Genomic DNA, 15,861 nt, shown 5'->3' with positions numbered 1-15,861 from the left:
TTGCTCCCTCTTCGCGCCCAATGCGAAGAATGGCGCGGCGCAGACGCCGTGACGAGGGGAGCAGACACGTGGGTGCGGTCACCGTGGTGAAGAACACCGAAGACGCCGCGGGCGCCGGGGGTGTCGACGGCGCCGGTGGTGCGGGAGGCGTCGGCGGCGCCGAGGACGCCGGCGGTGCCGAGGACGTCGGCGGTGCCAAGGGTGTCGCCGGGGCCGGGGGCGCGGAGCCGCCCGTCCCGTCCGCCGGTACCGCGCCCGCGTCCGGACCCGGCGCGGCCGACCTCGACCCCCGTCGCGTCCGGCTCGTCTTCTGCGGCCTCATGCTCGCCCTGCTCCTCGCCGCCCTGGAGCAGATGATCGTCGCCACCGCCCTGCCGAAGATCGTCGGCGAACTCCAGGGCCTGGACCGGATGTCCTGGGCGATCACCGCCTACCTGCTGACCTCCACCATCGGCCTCCCGATCTACGGGAAGCTCGGCGACCTCCTCGGCCGCAAGGGCGTCTTCCTCTTCGCCATCGTCGTCTTCGTCATCGGCTCCGGCCTCGCCGGCTGGTCCCGGACGATGGACCAGCTCATCGCCTTCCGCGCGATCCAGGGCATCGGCGCGGGCGGCCTCATGATCGGCGTCCAGGCGATCATCGCCGACATCGTCCCGCCCCGGGAACGCGGCCGGTACATGGGCATGATCGGCGCCGCCTTCGGCCTCGCCTCCGTCGCCGGACCGCTGCTCGGCGGCTTCTTCACCGACCACGTCTCCTGGCGCTGGTGCTTCTACTTCAACGTGCCCTTCGGGCTCGTCACCCTCGCCGTCGTCGCCACCGTCCTCAAGCTCCCCAAGCCCGCCGCACGCGCGCGCTTCGACGTCCTCGGCGCCCTGCTCCTCGCCGCCGCCTCCACCTGCCTGGTCCTGCTCACCAGCTGGGGCGGCACCGAGTACGCCTGGGACTCCCGGGTCGTCCTCGCCCTCGCCTGCGGAGCCGCCGGAACCACCCTGCTCTTCCTGGTCGTCGAGCACTTCGCGCCCGAGCCCCTCATCCCGCTCCGGCTCTTCCGCGACTCCGTCTTCACCGTCACCGCCCTCGTCGGCGCGGTCGTCGGCATCGCGCTCTTCGGCGCCGCCAGCTACCTCCCCAGCTTCCTCCAGATGGTCGAGGGCGCCACTGCCACCGAGTCCGGCCTCCTGATGCTGCCCCTCATGGGCGGCATCGTCGTCGCCTCCGTCGTCTCGGGCCAGTTCATCAGCCGCACCGGCCGCTACAAGGCGTACCCGGTGGCCGGCGGCGCCCTCGCCGTCCTCGGCATGTGGCTGCTCTCCCACATGGACGCCGACACCCCGCGCCTCCACCACAGCCTCTGGCAGGCCGTCCTCGGCACCGGCATCGGCCTGGTCATGCCGGTCCTCGTGCTCGCCGTCCAGAACTCCGTGCGCCCCGCCGACCTCGGCACCGCCACCAGCGCCCACAACTACTTCCGCCAGATCGGCGGCAGCGTCGGCGCCGCGATCTTCGGCACCCTCTTCGCCTCCCGGCTCGACGACGCCCTCGGCGACCGGCTCGCCGGCGTCCTGCCCCAGGGCGGCCCCGCCGCGCTCCCGCCGGCCGAGTCGATCACCCCGCAGACGGTGCACACCCTGCCGCCCGCCCTGCGCGACGCGTACGTCCAGGCGTACGCGGACGCGATGCCGCGCATCTTCCTCTACCTCGTGCCGGTCCTCGTGCTCGGCCTCGTCCTCGCCTTCTTCCTCAAGGAGAAACCGCTGGTGTCCCACCCCACCCCCACCACCGAGGCCGCCGACCCCGTCACCCGGGCGGTCCCGCACGCCCGGCACGCCGCCCCCGAGCCCGCTCCGGCCGCCGCCCCGCCGCACTCCGGACTCCCGGTCTGCGGCACTGTCCAGCACCACGACGGCAGCCGGGTCCCCCGGGCCGCCCTCACCCTCATCGACGTCCAGGGGCGGCAGATCGGGCGCGGCGCGAGCGGCGAGGACGGCCGGTACGCGCTGAGCGTGCCCGGCGGCGGCGCCTACGTCCTGATCGCCGCGGCCGGCGGACACCAGCCGCAGGCCGTCTCCGTGACCGTCGGGGACCGTCCGGTGGAGCTCGACGTCGTCCTCGGCGGCGCCGGGCGGCTCGCGGGCAGCGTCGTCACCGCCGACGGCACGCCCGTGCGGGACGCGGCCGTCACCCTCACCGACGTGCGCGGCGAGGTCGTCGCCTCCACCCGCAGCGGACGCGAGGGCGGGTACGTCATCACCGAACTGGTCGCGGGCGAGTACACGCTCGCCGCCAGCGCCCCCGCCTTCCGGCCCGCCGCGCTCCCGGTCAGCGTCCAGGCCTCCCGCGAGACCCGCCAGGACATCGAGCTGGCCGGCGGGGCCGTGCTGCGCGGGACGGTGCGGGCCGGCGGCGGGCGCACGGTGGAGGACGCCCGGGTCACCCTGCTCGACGCGGCCGGGAACGTCGTCGACACCCTCACCACCGGGCCCGACGGCACCTTCCGCTTCATCGACCTGTCCTCCGGCGAGTACACGGTCATCGCCGCCGGGTACCCGCCCGTCGCGACCGTCCTCCAGGTGGCCGGCGGGGGCCGCACCGAGCGCGACCTCCAGCTCGGCCACCAGGACTGAGGCAGGGCTGAGGCCCCTTCCCGGAGGGTCAGGAGGCGGTCGACGCCCTGCGCAGCGTGCTGATGCAGGAGCCGATCGCCTCCTGGAGGGCCTCCAGGCGCTGGAGCATGTCGTCCTCGAAGATCTCCTCCTCCAGGACCTCGTCCAGGGTCAGCTCCTCGAAGACCTTCGTCGCCTTCTGCAGGCTGTTGTAGAACTTCGTCCGCCGCTCCTGGACCCGCAGCGCCGGATCCTCCTCGATGGCCTTGGCCGCCAGGCCCTTGACCGCGTCGTAGGCCTCGCCGGCCCACTCGCCGGCCTCCTCCGAGTCGTCCAGCTCGTCGAGCAGCGACAGGTGCCGCTCGGCCTCGGCCCGCAGCTCGGGCGGCGCCTCCACGGTCTGACCGGCGGGCGTCTTGAACTGGCCCTTCTCCGCGATCTGCCGGACGTACCCGATGCGGTCGGCCGCCTTCGCCTCGCTCGCCACCGCCTTCTTCAGGTCGCCGGTGCGGGCGATCGCGCGGGCCATCTCCGTCTGGAGGACCGGGTCCTCCTTCATCCGGTCGAGCAGCGCGCCGCGCGCCGCCTCCGCCGTCCCGGGGTCGGCGAGGATCGCCGCCCGCAGCGCGGTGGGGTTCTCCGCGACCTCCAGGGCCTTCGTCGGCCGGATGCCCTCGGCCTCGGCCGCCGCGCTGATCGCCTGCCCGCGCACCGAGGCCGCGCTGTTGCGGGAGGAGTAGTACGAGATCCAGACGTCCGCGTCGGGCAGGTCGACATTCTCGCCGGGGACCAGGACCTCGAACTGCGGGACCAGACCGTCGTCGGCGGCCATGTCCCAGGCCTTGTAGTGGCGCATGACCCGCTCGGGCGAGCACCCCGCGAGCTCCGCGAACGCCTTCGCGGAGACCTTCCTCCGGGCGTCGCCCTCGGCGGCCTGGCCGCCGGGCCGCACGCTCCGCGCCACCTTGAGCGCGAAGGCCCAGCCGCCGGTACGGGCGTAGACGCCGAAGTCGTGGGCGTCGCGGACGACGACGGGGTCGACCTCTCCGAGGTCCTGGCCCTCCTCCTCGTCCGCCTCCTCTTTCCCCTCCTGGTTCTCGGCGCCCCGCGAGTCCTGCGAGTCCCGTGCGTCCTCGGCGTCCTTCCTGTCCTCGGCGTCCTGCCCGTCCCGGGGCTCCGGCGCCGACGGCTCCCAGAACTCGGGCTCCTCCGCCATGACGGGCCCGGCCTCGGCGGGCGTGGTTTCGGACGGGGTGAAGGCGATGGTCACCGGGGCTCTCCGAGGGTCGGGGACGAGAACTGCGGCCGACAGCCTATACACACCCCTTGGTGAAGTTTCACCCGTTTCAGCGGTGCGGCGCGCAGGAGGCAACCGGAACCCGCCGGGCGACCCCTACCGCCGCCCGGTCCGTGCCATTGGTCCACTCCAACGGTGGTTTTCCACAGGGGTGGTACGGGTGCCGGGCGGCGCGTACGGTGCCAGGCATGAAGATCCTCATCAGCGCCGACATGGAGGGCGCGACCGGTGTGACCTGGCCCGCCGACGTGCTGCCCGGCACGCCCCAGTGGGAGCGGTGCCGCTCGATGTTCACGTCCGACGTGAACGCGGCGGTGCTCGGCTTCTTCGACGGCGGCGCGGACGAGGTGCTGATCAACGAGGCGCACTGGACCATGCGGAACCTGCTCCTGGAGAGACTGGACGAGCGGGCCGAGATGCTCACCGGCCGCCACAAGTCCCTCTCCATGGTCGAGGGCGTGCAGCACGGCGACGTCGACGGCATCGCCTTCGTCGGCTACCACACGGGCGCGGGCACCGAGGGGGTCCTCGCCCACACCTACCTCGCCAACTCCATCACCGGGGTCTGGCTCAACGGCGAGCGGGCGAGCGAGGGCCTGCTCAACGCGGAGGTGGTCGCGGAGTACGGCGTCCCCGTCGTCCTCGTCACCGGCGACGACCTGACCTGCGAGGACGCCCTCGGCTACGCCCCTGAGGCCCCCAAGGTCGCCGTCAAGGACCACGTCTCGCGGTACGCGGCGGTGTGCCGTCCCCCGGCCAGGACCGCCGCCGACATCCGGGCCGCGGCGAAGGCCGGCGCCGCGCTCGCCGTGCGGTACGAACCGGTCCGGGGCGGCCCCTTCACCGTGGAGGTCGAGTTCGACGCCGAGCACCTGGGCGCCGCCGCCACGGTGGTCCCCGGCGTGGCGCGCAGCGGGGAGCGGCGCGTCGCGTACACGAGCGGGACCATGTACGAGGCAATCCGTACGTTCAAGGCGGTCACGACCATCGTCTCCGCCGCCGTGGAGGAGCAGTATGGCTGAGGAGGTCCGGGAACCGGACGCGACGGCGCTCGACGAGGTGGTCACCTTCACCTCCGAGCTCATCCGCATCGACACCACCAACCGGGGCGGCGGCGACTGCCGCGAGCGCCCCGCCGCCGAGTACGTCGCCGAGCGGCTCGCCGCCGCCGGGATCGAGCCCACCCTCCTGGAGCGGACCACCGGCCGCACCAACGTCGTGGCGCGCATCCCCGGCACCGACCCCACGGCCCCCGCGCTCCTCGTCCACGGCCACCTGGACGTGGTGCCCGCCGACCCCTCCGAGTGGAGCGTCCACCCCTTCTCCGGCGAGGTCCGCGACGGCCTCGTGTGGGGGCGCGGCGCCGTCGACATGAAGAACATGGACGCGATGGTCCTGGCCGTCGTCCGCTCCTGGGCCCGGCAGGGCGTCCGGCCGCGCCGGGACGTCGTCCTCGCCTACACCGCCGACGAGGAGGACAGCGCCGCCGACGGCTCCGGCTTCCTCGCCGACCGCCACGCGGCGCTCTTCGAGGGCTGTACGGAGGGCATCAGCGAGTCCGGGGCGTTCAGCTTCCACCCGGAGCCCGGCACCACCCTCTACCCGATCGCGGCGGGGGAGCGGGGCACCGCCTGGCTCAAGCTCACCGCCCACGGCCGCGCCGGCCACGGCTCCAAGGTGAACACGGCCAACGCCGTCACCCGCCTCGCCGCCGCCGTCGCCCGGATCGGCGCCCACACCTGGCCCGTCCGGCTCACCACCACCGTCCGCGCCGCCCTCACCGAGCTGGCCGCGCTGTACGGGATCGAGGTCGACACCCACGCCCCTGACTTCGACGCGGACCTCCTCCTCGACAAGCTCGGGCCCGCCGCCGCCCTCGTCGCGCCGACCGTCCGCAACAGCTCCAACCCGACGATGCTCGACGCCGGCTACAAGGTCAACGTCATCCCGGGCACCGCCGTCGCGTACGTGGACGGGCGGATGCTGCCGGGCGGCGAGGAGGAGTTCACCAAGACGATGGACCGGCTCACCGGGCCGGACGTGGAGTGGGAGTTCCACCACCGCGAGGTGCCCCTGGAGGCCCCCGTCGACTCGCCGACCTTCGCCAAGCTGCGGGCCGCCGTCGAGCGCTTCGACCCGGACGGGCACGTCGTGCCGTTCACCATGTCCGGCGGCACCGACGCCAAGCAGTTCTCCCGGCTCGGCATCACCGGCTACGGCTTCTCGCCGCTGAAGCTGCCCCCGGGCCTCGACTACGCGGCGCTCTTCCACGGCGTCGACGAGCGGGTCCCCGTGGACGCCCTCCACTTCGGCGTCCGCGTGCTCGACCACTATCTGAAGACCGCCTAGGGCGCCCGGACGTCCGGGACACGAAGGACACGAGGGGGAACGGAACCTGTGACAGGGGGAGCGGAGACCATGGACACGGCCGCCTACGGCAGCTGGCCCTCACCCGTCGACGCGGCGCTCGCCGCCGCGCACGACGGACGGCCCGAGTATCCCGGCGCCGTCGGCGACGAGCTGTGGTGGACCGCGCCACGGCCCGCCGAGGGCGGCCGCCGGGCCCTGGTGCGGCGGCGCGCCGACGGCACGGAGGAGACCGCGCTGCCCGCCCCGTGGAACGTCCGCAGCCGGGTCGTCGAGTACGGCGGACGGCCCTGGGCGGCGGCCGACCGCCCGGACGGCGGACCGCTCGTGGTCTTCTGCCACTTCCCCGACCAGCGGCTGTACGCGTACGAGCCCGACGCCGGTCCCGGCGCGGAGCCCCGGCCGCTCACCCCCGTCTCCCCGGTCGGCGGCGGGCTGCGCTGGGCCGACCCGGTGGTCCACCCGGACCGGGGCGAGGCGTGGTGCGTCCTGGAGGAGTTCACCGGCCCCGCGCCGACCGACGTGCGCCGGGTGCCCGTCGCCGTGCCGCTCGACGGCTCGGCCGCCGGGGACCGCACGGCCGTGCGCGAACTCACCGGCGAACGGCACCGGTTCGTGACCGGCCCCCGGCTCTCCCCGGACGGCACCCGGGCGGCCTGGATCGGCTGGGACCACCCCCGGATGCCGTGGGACGGCACCGAGGTCCTGCTCGCCGAGGTCGCCCCCGACGGTACCTTCCGGGACGCCAGGACCGTCGCCGGCGGACCGGCCGAGTCGATCCCGCAGGTCGACTGGGACGCTGCGGGCCGGCTGCTCCTCGTCAGCGACCGGACCGGCTGGTGGAACCTCTACCGGGCCGCCGTCGACGGCGACGGCGCCCTGGCCGAACCGGTCGCGCTCTGTCCCCGCCCCGAGGAGTTCGGCGGCGCGCTCTGGAAGATCGGGCTCACCTGGTTCGCGCCCCTGGAGAACGGGCTCGTCGCCGTCGTCCACGGCACGGGCACCACCTCCCTCGGCATCCTCGACCCCGAGCGCGGCGAGCTCGTCGACGCCGTCGGCCCCTGGACCGAGTGGGCCCCGGCCCTCGCCGTCCACGGCACCCGGGTCGTCGGCGTCGCCGCCGGACCGTACAACTCCCACGAACTCGTCGAGCTCGACACCCGCACCGGCCGCGCCCGCGTGGTCGGCGCCGCCCACACCGACGCCGTCGACCCCGCGTACTACCCCGAACCCCGCCCGCGCACCTTCACCGGGCCCGGCGGCCGGGAGATCCACGCCCAGGTGTACCCGCCCCGCCACCCCGGCTTCACCGGCCCCGACGGGGAGCTGCCCCCGTACGTGATCCGGGCCCACGGCGGGCCCACCGGGCGCGCCCCGCTCGGCCTCGACCTGGAGATCGCCTACTTCACCTCACGGGGCATCGGCGTCGCCGAGGTCGACTACGGCGGCTCGACCGGCTACGGCCGGGAGTACCGGGAGCGGCTGCGCGAGCAGTGGGGCGTGGTCGACGTGGAGGACTGCGCGGCCGTCGCGACGGCGCTCGCCGCCGAGGGCACGGCCGACCCGGCGCGGCTCGCCGTGAGCGGCGGCAGCGCGGGCGGCTGGACGGCCGCCGCCTCCCTCGCGGGCACGGACGTGTACGCCTGCGGCACGATCCTCTACCCCGTCCTCGATCCCCGGGGCTGGGTCACCGGCGAGACCCACGACTTCGAGTCTCGCTACCTCGACGGGCTGATCGGCCCCTTCGACCGGGTGCCCGGCCGGTACAAGGAGCGCGCGCCCGTCGAGCACGTCGACCGGATCACGGCCCCGTTCCTGCTGCTCCAGGGCCTCGACGACGTCATCTGCCCGCCCGCGCAGGCCGAGCGCCTGCTCGCCCGCGCGGCCGGCCGGGGCGTCCCGCACGCCTACCTCGCCTTCGCGGGGGAGGGCCACGGCTTCCGGGGGGCCGACACCCTGGTCCGCGCCCTGGAGGCCGAACTGTCCCTGTACGTGAAGGTGTTCGGCGTCGACCGCACGGACGTGCCCGCCCTGGAGTACCGCACGTGACCGGTCGCGGGGCGGGGGAGCCGCTCGCCGTCGGCGCCCTGGAGCGGCCCGCCCGGCTCCGGGCCGGGGCGCGGGTCGCCGTCGTCGCCCCCAGCGGGCCCGTCGCCGGGGAGCGGCTGCGGGCGGGGCTCGACGTGCTGCGCGGCTGGGGCCTGGAGCCGGTGGTCGCCCCGCACGTCCTGGACGTCCACCCCGGCCTCGGGTACCTGGCGGGCGCGGACCGGGCGCGGGCCCGGGACCTGACCGAGGCCTGGTGCGACCCCTCGGTCTCCGCCGTGATCTGCGCGCGCGGCGGGTTCGGGGCCCAGCGCATGGTGGACCTCGTCGACTGGGCGGCGGTCCGGGCGGCCGGGCCCAAGGCCTTCGTCGGCTACAGCGACGTCACCGCCCTGCACGAGGCCTTCGCCGTCCGCGCGGGCTTCGCCACCCTGCACGGGCCGATGACCGCCGCGGGCACCTTCCTCTCGGACCCGCGCACACGCGAGTCGCTGCGGGCCACCCTGTTCGCGCCCGAGTCGGTACGGACCCTGGGCCTGGAGACGGCGCGGGCGCTGGTGCCGGGCCGGGCCCGGGGCGTGACCCTCGGCGGCTGCGTCAGCCTCCTCGCCGCCGACCTCGGCACCCCGCACGCCCGGCCCTCGGCACGCGGCGGGCTGCTGGTCCTGGAGGACGTGGGCGAGGAGCCGTACCGCCTCGACCGGATCCTCACCCAACTCCTCCGCTCCGGCTGGCTCGACGGGGTCGCGGGCGTCGCGCTCGGCTCCTGGGCGGAGTGCGGCCCGTACGAGGAGGTCCGGGCGGTGCTCGCCGACCGGCTCGGCGGTCTCGGGGTGCCGGTCGTGGAGGAGCTGGGCTTCGGGCACGGCACGACCGCGCTCACCGTGCCGCTCGGCGTACCGGCGGTGCTCGACGCGGACGCGGGGACGCTCACCCTGGACATACCGGCCCTGCGCTGAGGACCACGGCCCCTCCACAGGCCACCCGCTTCCACGGGCCACCCGCTTCCACGGACCGTGCGCCTCCAAGGGCCACCCGCCTCCACGGGCCGTCCGCCTTCACTGAATCTCCGTCAACCACCTCTGACGCGCGCGTTGACGGGCCTGTGAGGCGTGCCACACGATGGGCGCGCTGCCCTGGTACTGACCAGTCGGTACGTGCCCGTGGGCCGCCCGGTGTCGTCCTCAGCGTGGAGGTCCCTGTGTCCCGTGCCGTGCCCCGGTCCCGCAAACTCCTCGCCCTCGTGGCCGGTGCGACCGCGCTGGCCACGCCCCTCGCCTTTGCACCCCTCGTCTTCGCACCCCCTGCCTTCGCGGCGCCCGCCGGAGCCGGGGAGTCCGGCTCGTACACCGTCACCCCGCTCAAGTTCACCGTCCGGGCGGGCGGCCGGAGCTGTGTGGTCGACGCCGACCTCTACCGGCCGGACGGAGTGGACGCCGACCACCCCGCGCCCGCCGTCCTCGCCACCAACGGCTTCGGCGGGAGCAAGAGCGACGGCTCCACCGACGCCATCGGCAAGGCCTTCGCCGCGCGCGGCTACGTCGGCCTCGTCTACTCCGGCCTGGGCTTCGGCAAGTCCGGCTGCCTGATCTCCCTGGACGACCCGGAGACCGACGGCCGGGCCGCCTCCCGGCTCGTCGACTTCCTCGCCGGCACCCGGGCCGCCGACGACGGCACCCGCGCCGACTTCGTCGTCCGCGACGGCGCGGACGACCCGCGCGTGGGCATGATCGGCGGTTCGTACGGCGGCGCCGTGCAGCTCGCCACCGCCTCCGTCGACCGGCGCCTCGACGCCCTCGTCCCGCTCATCACCTGGCACGACCTGGCGTACTCGCTCGCCCCCAACGCCGCCGACCGCGCCACCCCCGGCGTCTTCAAATGGCAGTGGGCGAACGGCTTCTACCTCATGGGCGAGGGACAGCCGCTGCTCGTCCCCTCCCTCGACCCCAGCCGGATCAACGCGCTCGGCTGCCTGCACTTCACCACCGACGCCTGCGAGACCGTACGGCTCCTCAACTCCGGCCGCCTCCCCGCCGCCGCGACCGAGAAGACGCTCGCCTACGCCCGCAGCGTCTCCCCGGTCTCCTACCTCGACCGGGTCACCGCCCCCACCCTGATCGTCCAGGGGCAGTCCGACACCCTGTTCAACCTCAACGAGGCGCGGGCCACCTACGACCGGCTCCGCGAGCGCGGCGTCGACACCCGCATGATCTGGCAGTCCTGGGGCCACAGCGGAGGACAGAGGCCGGGCGAACTCGACCTCGGGAACCCGGAGGGCAGCTACGTCGGACAGCGGATCCTCGCCTGGTTCGACCGCCACCTGCGGAAGGACGCGGCGGCGGACACCGGCCCCGCCTTCGCCTGGTACCGGGACGCGGAGGACGGCTACGGCACCGCCGACGAGGTCCCGGCGCTCAGCCAGGAGCTGTACCTCTCCGGGAACGGCAAGCTCGTCGACGACCGCGCGAAGGTCGCCCGGGGCTCCCGCACGTACACCAACTGGCTCATCCCGACGAGCCATTCGGAGTCCTCGCTCGCCGGGACGATCGGACTGCCCGACCCCCGGCCGTACGACACCCCCGGCACCCACCTCGGCTGGACCAGCGCCCCGCTCACCGCCCCCGTCGACCTGGTCGGCGCGCCGAAGGCCACCCTGAAGGTCGTCTCCCCGGCGACCGAGCGGGTCCAGGACTCCGGCGACGCCGCCGACAAGCTCGTCCTCTTCGCCAAGCTCTACGACGTCGCGCCCGACGGCACGAAGACCCTGGTCAACCGGCTCGTCGCACCGGTCCGGGTGCCGGACGTCACCCGCCCGTTCACGGTCGAGCTGCCCGGCATCGTCCACCGCTACGAGACCGGCCACCGGCTGGAGTTCGTGATCGCGGCGAGCGACACGGCGTACGCGGGCAACCGGGGCGTCAAACCGGTGACCGTCGTCAGCGCCCCCGAGTCGACGGGAACGCTCTCCCTGCCCCTGGTGCGCGGAAGGGTGGGCTGACGGCCCGTCCGGCGGATCGGAGCACGAAACGACCGCTCCATCTTCGTGGGTTCCGCCAGTACGGCCCCCCGGACGGCCGGGGAGAGACTTCCCGCCAGGGGCCGCGGCCTGCCCGAAGGCCGACGCCACGACGAGGGGAACGGCACGATGAGCGGTCAGCTGTACGACGGGATCGGCGAGGCGTTCGAGGGCTTCAAGACGCTCCCGCTCGCCCGCTACGGAGAGGTGCCCGGCGTCCTCGGCCTCGTCGGGGACGTCCGGGGGAAGACGGTCCTCGACCTGGCCTCCGGGACCGGCTTCTACAGCAGGGAGTTCAAGCGCCGCGGCGCGTCCGACGTCCTCGGCGTGGACATCTCCGGGGCGATGGTCGACGCGGCCCGGTCCCTGGAGGACCGCGACCCGCTGGGCGTGCGCTACGAGGTCGGGGACGTCGCCGAACTGCGCGCCTTCGAGGAGCCCTTCGACCTCGCGGTCGGGGTCCAGCTGTTCAACTACGCCGACGGCGTCGCCACCGTCGAGCGCATGTGCCGCGCCGTCCACCGCAGCCTCGTGCCCGGGGCCGAGTTCTTCGTCTTCGGGCAGAACCCGGACTTCCGCTTCGACGGGCCGTCGCTCGCCAAGTACGGCTTCCTGTGCGCCTCGCTCGGCGAGGAGACCGAGGTCGGACCGCGCGTGCGGATCACCGCCCTCCTCGACCCGCCGATCTCCTTCGAGGCCAACCCGCCCAGCCGCGAGGTGTACGAGAAGAGCCTGCGGGCGGCCGGATTCCACGAGGTCACCTGGGTCCCCCTGGAGATCTCCCCCGAGGGGCTGCGCGCGTACGACGAGGGCTTCTGGGACGACCTCGCCGCCAATCCGCCGCTGACGATGCTGCGCTGCCGCGCCTGATCCCCGGCGGCTCCGGAAATAGGAGGAACATCACCCCTCTGCCCGTACATCCTTCGGGGCCCCTCGTGCGTCTTGTGTGCGCCGGGCCCGTTGCGGGCCCGGAAGGCATCGATCCAAGGGCAGAAGACTTTGAAGACTCCCACTCTCGGGGTGCGCAGTGCCGTGACGGTCGCGTTCACGGCCTCGGCGGTCCTGGCCGGCGGCCTCTTCGCCGGCCAGGCGCACGCCGCGCCGGCCGTCCCGACGATCACCGCCCCCGGCGGCTTCGTCATGAACAACGGGACGGGCGCGACGCTGTACGGGAAGGCCGCGGACACCCGCCGGTCGACCGGATCCACCACGAAGATCATGACCGCGAAGGTGGTGCTCGCCCAGAAGGGCCTCAACCTCGACGCCAAGGTCACGATCGACAAGGCCTACAGCGACTACATCGTCGCGAAGAACGCCTCCTCGGCCCGGCTCATCGTCGGCGACAAGGTGACCGTCCGGCAGCTCCTCTACGGCCTGATGCTGCCGTCCGGGTGCGACGCGGCCTACGCGCTCGCCGACAAGTTCGGCACCGGCACCACGCGCGCGGCCCGGGTCAAGTCGTTCATCGGCAAGATGAACACCGAGGCGAAGAACCTGGGCATGAAGAACACCCGCTTCGACTCGTTCGACGGAATAAGCAATGGCCAGAACTACTCGACCCCGCGCGACCTGACGAAGCTCGCGAGCAGCGCGATGAAGAACTCCACGTTCCGCACCGTCGTCGCGACCAAGTCCACGAAGCAGAAGGTCACCACGAAGACCGGTGGCTACCGGTACATGTCGTGGACCAACACGAACAAGCTCCTGGGCACGTACAGCGGCGCGATCGGCGTGAAGACCGGCTCGGGCCCGCAGGCCAAGTACTGCCTCGTCTTCGCGGCCACCCGCAACGGCAAGACCGTCATCGGCACCGTCCTCGCCTCTTCCTCCGAGGCGAACCGCACGGCGGACGTCAAGAAGCTGCTCGACTACGGCTTCGCGAAGTAACCCCGGGGGCGACCCCGGAAAAACCCGGAGGGGCGGGCCCGCGCATCCCGCGCGGACCCGCCCCTCCGCGGTCCTCAGAGCGCCGCGTACCCCGGGCGCACGACCTCGTCGATCAGCCGCAGGCGCTCCGGCAGCGGCAGGAACGCGGCCTCCAGGGCGGCGACCGTGAACTCCTCGAAGACCTCGGGACCGTAGCCGAAGGCGTCCGCCATGTGCTGGAACTCCTCGCTCATGGTGGTGCCGGAGACCAGCCGGTTGTCCGTGTTGAGCGTGATCCGGAAGCCCAGCCGGCGCAGCTCGTCGATCGGGTGCGTGGCGTAGTCCTTCGCCGCGCCCGTCTGGAGGTTGGAGGTCGGGCAGACCTCCAGGGCGATCCGGTTGTCCCGGACGTACGAGGCGAGCCGGCCGAGCGTGCCGTCCTCGGCTATGTCGTCGGTGATCCGCACGCCGTGGCCGATCCGCTCGGTGCCGCAGACCTGCACGGCCTCGTGGATCGACTCCGCGCCGACGGCCTCGCCCGCGTGGATGGTGAAGTGGCAGTTCTCCCGCTTCAGGTGCTGGAAGGCGGGGAGGTGACGGGCCGGAGGGTTGCCGATCTCGCCGCCCGCGATGTCGAAGCCCGCCACGCCGTTGTCCCGGTGCGCGACCGTGAGTCGCGCGATCTCCAGGGAGCGGTCCGTGTGGCGCATCCCGGTGAGCAGGGTGCGGACGGTGATCCGGCCGCCGGAACGGCGCTCGCCCTCGCGGAAGCCCTCGTTGACCGCCTCGACGACCTCGTCGAGGGTCAGGCCGCCCTCCAGGTGCTGCTCGGGGGCGTAGCGGACCTCGGCGTAGACGACGCCGTCCGCCGCCAGGTCCTCGGCGCACTCGGCCGCGATGCGCGTGAGCGCCTCGCGGGTCTGCATCACCGCGCAGGTGTGGGCGAAGGTCTCCAGGTACCGCTCCAGCGAACCGGAGTCGGCGGCGTCCCGGAACCAGACCGCCAGCTCGGCCGGGTCCTCGGTCGGCAGCGCGGTGTAACCGCACTCGCGCGCCAGCTCGACGATGGTCGCGGGGCGCAGCCCGCCGTCGAGGTGGTCGTGGAGGACGGCCTTGGGGGCCCGCCGGATCCAGTCGGAGACGGGGGCGGCGGCGGGCGCGGTGAGGTTGTCAGACAAGTGCATGGCGGGGAAGTGTACGCCACGGGGAGGGCGCGCGCTGTGACGCCCCCGACAGGGGCCGGGCGGGGGCGTGTATCGGGCCGGTGCGCTCAGTGGGACTGGAGCACCGGCAGCGCGGGCGCCCCCGTCGGCAGCATGTGCTTGGCGGCCAGGACCGGCACCTCCCCGACCCGTACGACCTGGGTGACCAGGACCGCCGGGGTGTCCGCCGGGCGCCCGAGCTGGTCCCCGCGCCGCCGCCCGAGCAGCGTCGCCGTGATGCCGCTGTGCGCGCCGAGGGCCGTCTCGCGCGAGGCCCCGACCAGGACCGAGAGCATGGAGACGGCGGGGCGCCCGTCGGCTTCCGCCTCCCGCAGGGCCCGCGCGAACTCGGGGTGCACCCGGTCGAGGAGCGCGTCGGCCGCCGCCCACTCGTGGCTCAGGGCCGTCGCCGCACCCTCCCCGACCAGCACGGACTCCCAGAATCGCAGCTCGGCGCGGGCCGGGGCGAGCAGGTGCTGGGCGGTGAAGTCGGTCGGCTCCTCGACCGTCCGCAGGAGCGCCCGCACGCGGAGCGGGGCGCCCCCGCCGATCAGCTCCTCCAGCGGCTGGACCTGCTCGAACCCGCGCCGGGGCGGCCGGTCGTTCACGGTCCGGCCGACCCCGCGCCGCACGGTGAGGACGCCGTCCTCCTGGAGCAGCAGCAGCGCCTCGCGCAGGGCGGGCCGGCTCACGCCCAGCTCGGCCGCGAGCTTCGGCTCGGAGGGGAGCGTGGAGCCCGGCGGGTAGGTGCCGTCGTGGACGGCGTCCGCGATCCTCTCGTAGAGCGCCACGACCGGCCGCCGCCGCTGTCCGCTGACCGCCACGGCCCCTCCTCTTCTCGTCGTCGGCCCCGCTTCCGGGACCACGGTAGCCGGGCCGCGTTGTCTGACAAGTCACCCGTACGGCTCTTCCCACCGTCACGGCGGGGCTCCGTCCCCCTCATTCTGGTCCCACGGCGGCGGCCGGTACGGGCGGCAGGACGGTACGACGAGGAGAGGTCCGGAACGATGAGTCCCCAGGACAGGGAACGGACGGCGGACGCGGGCGCGTCCCGGCCCGGCCGGAGGCGGAAGTGAGGCGGGCCGCCGCCGTCGGCGCGGTCGCCCTCCTCGCGCTCGCGGCCGTCGCCGCGACCTCGGCGGAGGAGACCTCCGGGGCCGGGGGAGAGCCGGGAGAACGGACGGTGCCGGACTTCCTCGGCCTGGGCCTGTGGCGGGTCTTCACCCGTCTCGACCGCCGCACCCGGCTCGACGTCCACGACGTGAGCGGCCGCGACCGGCGGGTCCTCTGGCCGTCCCGCTGGCAGGTCTGCACCCAGTACCCGGCGGCGGGCACGGACCTCGACCGGCGGACCACCGTCATGATCGGAGTCGTCCGCCGGGGCGAGACCTGCCCACCCCGCGTCCGCACGGCCCGCCGCTGAGGGGCGCCGTACGGGGCCGCCGGTGACCGGTTCCGTAC

At 74.1% G+C, this 15,861-nt stretch carries 12 protein-coding genes; 9 read left to right on the top strand and 3 right to left on the bottom strand.

Annotation, left to right across the window (positions count from 1 at the left end):
• Positions 1 to 68: 68 nt before the first annotated feature.
• Positions 69 to 2,627 carry an MFS transporter gene (locus ACIQD7_RS02580; RefSeq protein WP_402438765.1) on the top strand — a complete coding sequence of 853 codons (2,559 nt, stop codon included), beginning with the start codon at positions 69 to 71 and terminating at the stop codon, positions 2,625 to 2,627.
• A gap of 28 nt (positions 2,628 to 2,655) precedes the next feature.
• Here the strand turns inward: ACIQD7_RS02580 and ACIQD7_RS02575 are convergent, their stop codons facing one another.
• Positions 2,656 to 3,876, bottom strand: coding sequence for a hypothetical protein (locus ACIQD7_RS02575; RefSeq protein ID WP_402438763.1), 1,221 nt, complete (start codon positions 3,874 to 3,876; stop codon positions 2,656 to 2,658).
• A gap of 215 nt (positions 3,877 to 4,091) precedes the next feature.
• On the opposite strand from ACIQD7_RS02575, the gene ACIQD7_RS02570 reads away from it, so the two are divergent.
• The 7 genes from ACIQD7_RS02570 to ACIQD7_RS02540 all read left to right on the top strand — a co-directional run bounded on the left by ACIQD7_RS02570 (position 4,092) and on the right by ACIQD7_RS02540 (position 13,219).
• Positions 4,092 to 4,925, top strand: coding sequence for a M55 family metallopeptidase (locus ACIQD7_RS02570; RefSeq protein ID WP_121829083.1), 834 nt, complete (start codon positions 4,092 to 4,094; stop codon positions 4,923 to 4,925).
• Complete coding sequence (locus tag ACIQD7_RS02565; protein WP_402438761.1) at positions 4,918 to 6,252, top strand: M20/M25/M40 family metallo-hydrolase; 1,335 nt, start codon at positions 4,918 to 4,920, stop codon at positions 6,250 to 6,252. The genes ACIQD7_RS02570 and ACIQD7_RS02565 overlap by 8 nt, the downstream gene beginning before the upstream one ends.
• Before the next feature lie 69 nt (positions 6,253 to 6,321).
• Positions 6,322 to 8,319 (top strand): LpqB family beta-propeller domain-containing protein, encoded by a 1,998-nt coding sequence (locus ACIQD7_RS02560; protein WP_402438759.1) that lies wholly within the window; start codon positions 6,322 to 6,324, stop codon positions 8,317 to 8,319.
• On the top strand, positions 8,316 to 9,275 hold the full coding sequence (locus ACIQD7_RS02555) for an LD-carboxypeptidase (protein ID WP_402438757.1): 960 nt from the start codon (positions 8,316 to 8,318) through the stop codon (positions 9,273 to 9,275). Before ACIQD7_RS02560 ends, ACIQD7_RS02555 begins: the two co-directional genes overlap by 4 nt.
• A 242-nt stretch (positions 9,276 to 9,517) precedes the next feature.
• Positions 9,518 to 11,314: a CocE/NonD family hydrolase gene (locus ACIQD7_RS02550; RefSeq protein ID WP_402438755.1), complete on the top strand. Its 1,797-nt coding sequence runs from the start codon at positions 9,518 to 9,520 to the stop codon at positions 11,312 to 11,314.
• A 147-nt stretch (positions 11,315 to 11,461) separates the two neighbouring features.
• Positions 11,462 to 12,202, top strand: a complete 741-nt coding sequence (locus ACIQD7_RS02545) for a class I SAM-dependent methyltransferase (protein ID WP_402438753.1) — start codon at positions 11,462 to 11,464, stop codon at positions 12,200 to 12,202.
• Between the two features lie 150 nt (positions 12,203 to 12,352).
• Entirely contained in the window at positions 12,353 to 13,219 is an 867-nt protein-coding gene (locus ACIQD7_RS02540) for a D-alanyl-D-alanine carboxypeptidase family protein (RefSeq protein ID WP_121829089.1), read from the top strand.
• Positions 13,220 to 13,293: 74 nt separating this feature from the next.
• Here ACIQD7_RS02540 and ACIQD7_RS02535 read toward each other — a convergent pair whose 3' ends face one another.
• On the bottom strand, positions 13,294 to 14,382 hold the full coding sequence (locus tag ACIQD7_RS02535; RefSeq protein ID WP_402438751.1) for an adenosine deaminase: 1,089 nt from the start codon (positions 14,380 to 14,382) through the stop codon (positions 13,294 to 13,296).
• Between the two features lie 86 nt (positions 14,383 to 14,468).
• Positions 14,469 to 15,224, bottom strand: a complete 756-nt coding sequence (locus tag ACIQD7_RS02530; protein WP_402438749.1) for a GntR family transcriptional regulator — start codon at positions 15,222 to 15,224, stop codon at positions 14,469 to 14,471.
• A 248-nt stretch (positions 15,225 to 15,472) separates the two neighbouring features.
• Here ACIQD7_RS02530 and ACIQD7_RS02525 point away from each other — a divergent pair, with 248 nt between their 5' ends.
• Complete coding sequence (locus ACIQD7_RS02525; protein ID WP_402438747.1) at positions 15,473 to 15,823, top strand: hypothetical protein; 351 nt, start codon at positions 15,473 to 15,475, stop codon at positions 15,821 to 15,823.
• Positions 15,824 to 15,861 lie beyond the last annotated feature (38 nt).

This window comes from Streptomyces sp. NPDC093071, assembly GCF_044754545.1.
Lineage (GTDB): Bacteria > Actinomycetota > Actinomycetes > Streptomycetales > Streptomycetaceae > Streptomyces.
This window is presented reverse-complemented; position numbering and strand designations above follow the sequence as displayed.